Source organism: Flavonifractor sp. An82 (assembly GCF_002159265.1).
GTDB lineage: Bacteria > Bacillota > Clostridia > Oscillospirales > Oscillospiraceae > Flavonifractor.
The window spans coordinates 1-3,191 of sequence record NZ_NFHG01000047.1 but is presented as its reverse complement, the minus strand read 5'-3'; the positions used below and the strand labels follow the sequence as shown (position 1 = coordinate 3,191).

The 3,191-nt window shown below is 36.9% G+C and carries 1 protein-coding gene; it reads left to right on the top strand.

Translation table 11 applies throughout. The features are described from left to right. Nucleotides 1-160 precede the first annotated feature (160 nt). A complete protein-coding gene (locus B5G34_RS18085) occupies nucleotides 161-2,779 on the top strand; it encodes an SIR2 family protein (RefSeq protein ID WP_162609536.1) in 2,619 nt (872 codons plus the stop codon). Nucleotides 2,780-3,191 lie beyond the last annotated feature (412 nt).

Below are 3,191 nucleotides of genomic sequence, written 5' to 3'. Positions count from 1 at the left end.
CCAGAAATGTAAAATTCCAAAACCATAATGAAAATGCAGACCGCCATCTCTTTGCCTGTGCGCTGAGATGGCGGCCTTTTTATGCGCCGAAAGATTTTACGGTTACTTTAATACGGATAAAGCATTGTACGATCAGGTTTTGACAGAAAGTATTTCTACGATGGTCGTAGATGCACCTTTATCATCCGCTATTTTTGATATAAATCCAGTTCATATCATAACTACAAATTATGATCAACTGCTTGAATCATCGAAGAATGTGTTTCGTGAGCAATATCAGGTTATCGTGAGCGACAAAGATCTTTTGAATGCAGATAAAAGCAAATATATCATAAAAATGCATGGGGATCTGTCTACGCATAATATAGTTTTAAAAGAGCAAGACTATCTGGATTACTCTCAGAACCATGTATTAATGGAGCTTTTTATCAAGTCACTATTGACTGACCACATTGTTCTATTTCTGGGATACTCGCTGAATGACTATAATATCAAGTTAATCATCAGTTGGCTGAACTACATGCGTTCTCAGAATGGGGCATTAGAAGAAAATCGAAAAGTTGGATATATTGTTTTGGATCAAGTGCAAATCGATAAAACACAGCGAGACTACTTTAACTGCAATAATATTGGAGTAATAAATATTAATGCGATGCCACAAATTCAAGATATTCCGGAGTCTTTATCCAACGAAAAGGGGAAGCGGTTGTATAGTTTTCTAAGAGTGATAGCCGACCCCGCTTTAGAAGAAAATATGTCCTCCATTGAAAGTTCTGTGCAATTCATGTCTCAGTACAATTTTATTAATTATGAACAGATATTGAAATTGCTTTATGTAAAAAAGTACGATGTTACTGATGGTCAACTGCGATTACTTTCTGAAGGTGATTACTCCCGATTGACAACATTTATGGAAGCAAACACGGTAGAGTCGGATAAACTCAAACAACTATTTATAAATGCAGGTATAGTGTCAATACTATATTTTGACATAGGCAACACTAAACGATTTTCTATTGGAGAATTTTCACAAAATGCTTTGCTCCAAGACAGATTATATAATCTCTATATTCTGAACCAGTATGATGAAATCAAATCGCTGTTAGAGAATAATTCCGAAATTTTTGAACCGAGCAAAAAAATTTTTTACCAAAGCATTGTTAGTGGGTATAGTGAAGTTCTGGACAAATACGGTGAAATGGACACATCGGAGCTAAATATAGAACAAACGGTCGCCTATTTACATAATTCTGCTGTAGTTGAGGCGCTTAAAACACTTCGCTTTGATTCAAATAAAGTAAAACACTTTATTCAGAATGTTTCCACAAGCAAGGAACGAGAGTTATTTTCTGGATATCTCGATATTTACAGTGGCAATACTAAAAAACGCCTTGCAATGCAAACGGCACTGGAAAAATTAAAAAAGGATGTATGTGATAGACATACAATTCATTTTGGAGGGACATCATGCGCCAAAATTTATGAAATCAAGCGAATTGCCCTGACACAGTATTTCTTTTACTACAATAACCACATTCTATACCATGGATGTAGAGATCTAAACGATTTTTTTAAGCCATATATTGAGGCTATTATATGCTCAAATTGTGATGCTGCCGAAAAGGACAGTCATTTTGGAGATATTGAGTTTACAAATGAAAAGTATCCCATAGGCTACATTGATCTCGATATTATCACAAAATTCATCTCAGCGAAGGATCTTAATGCATTCATAGAGACATACAATGTTAAGAAACTGAACGTTGACGAGAATGAAGTTAGGTTTCTGACAGAGTGTTTGCAAAATCTTTGTAATTCAATAATTACTGCGCAAACATATGGGGTTAGGCAGGCGTCGTTTTCTACATTTAGCAATTTAATTCTACTACTCAATTTGGTGGACTTGGATGAGAATAGCAAAAGAGTTCTCAAAACAACAATTGCACATTTAGTAAGCGACAAAACTATTGCGCACATTCTATTTTCGATACACTGGCCCGATTTTAGGATTACCTTGCGAGCGCTTTCAAAACTATGCAGATCATTGACATTATCCTGCGATTTTGAAATCGTACGCAGCATTGTAACACGCAAAGAATTTTTCGAGTATGCTGCAAATGTGAGTTTTGGAAGTTTACGACAGCTCATTACCGCCTTCTTGCCAAACGATATTTCAGATGAGGTACAAACCACAATAGATACGACCGATAATTTCAATCAGAAAATTATATTATTACGTTTGTTTTATCAACATATAGTAGATGTAGGTGCCCAACGGACTTACCAGGACTTTTTATCAGTAAATTTTTTGCAACTACCCACAAATGCTATATATGACTTCATCTTTTCAGGCTGGCTTACCTTAACTCCTGAAACAGCTGAAGCGTTTCTAAAGGGAATATTGGAAATGAACGGACACCAAACTCATGGTGTACACTCATTCCCGGATCCAGTTGAAACAAAACTGGAGTGTGCCTACCTGCTGTATATCAGTGATAGAATAACAGACATCAGTATTTTGAAAGAATTAAGCGAAGGAAGGCCACATTTGCAGTTTTTGTTGAGCCCAGAAAATTTTGATTATACTCAAGTTGATTTTTCAAATTATATGTGGGGAAATTTTGCTCGAAATGAAAAATATATGAAATATTTTGTTGCCAATAAAGATGCAATTATTCCACAGATTAAAGAACGAATTGAAAAAAACGATGCAAGTGAGGCGGAGAAAAGAATTTTATATGGATTTTTGCTTGATAGAGACGAAGTGTGGAAAATATAGGTGGTTCAGAGCAAAGAAAAAATCCCCCCTAAAAGGTATCTATAGTGCTGCGATGTCTTTCTCTTTTTGGGTTTCGGCTACTGAAAGCGACCTTTACCCTCCGGCGATTTAAACGCTCGGACGAAGTGAATTTGCCCCACGCCAAGACTTTTGTCTGCGACAAAAACACGCGTATACCGCAAATGCGGTGCGGCCCAGAAGGCCGGTTGGGTGGTTCTCCTATATCTTTTCGAAACTTCAAAATATCGATTTTAACCGTCCCTTCCATGCGGAGTGTCCTTATAGGATCTGAGTATCGTCAGACACCTAAAAACCTCCTATTACAATATATTTACGGTTTAAGGCACGGCAGCCAGCCGTGTCTTTTCCGTATCGTTGCCTAAGCTGTTAGAATGAGAGTGTCTTGGCCTGA

What these genes read in the sequence shown, in the direction of transcription:
- B5G34_RS18085 (WP_162609536.1), top strand. Translation starts at nt 161, where the DNA reads ATGGTCGTAGATGCACCTTTATCATCCGCTATTTTTGATATAAATCCA.